Here is a 400-nt window from a genome sequence, read left to right as displayed (position 1 = left end):
TAAGTGGGAAAGGTTGTGGAGTTGCTGAGACAACCAGGAGGTTGGCTTAGAAGCAGCCATCCTTTAAAGAGTGCGTAATAGCTCACTGGTCAAGTGGTTCTGCGCCGATAATGTAGCGGGGCTTAAGCACACCGCCGAAGCTGTGAAGCCTGAGATTTGTTCTTGGGTTGGTAGGGGAGCGTCGTGCGTCCGGTGAAGCTGCCGAGTGATCGTGTGGTGGAGGGCGTGCGAGTGAGAATGCAGGCATGAGTAGCGAAAGCAGCGTGAGAAACGTTGCCGCCGATTGACTAAGGGTTCCTGGGGCAGGTTAATCCGCCCAGGGTGAGTCTGGACCTAAGGCGAGGCCGACAGGCGTAGTCGATGGATAACGGGTTGATATTCCCGTACCCGTGCACGAGCG

Annotated in this window: 1 rRNA gene; it reads left to right on the top strand. The window is 56.2% G+C overall.

Annotation, left to right across the window (positions count from 1 at the left end):
* A 23S ribosomal RNA gene (locus ACJOT3_RS34730) occupies positions 1–400 on the top strand; the annotation flags it as partial.

The sequence above is a fragment of the Nocardiopsis protaetiae genome, assembly GCF_045446735.1.
Classification (GTDB): domain Bacteria; phylum Actinomycetota; class Actinomycetes; order Streptosporangiales; family Streptosporangiaceae; genus Nocardiopsis; species Nocardiopsis protaetiae.
This window is presented reverse-complemented; position numbering and strand designations above follow the sequence as displayed.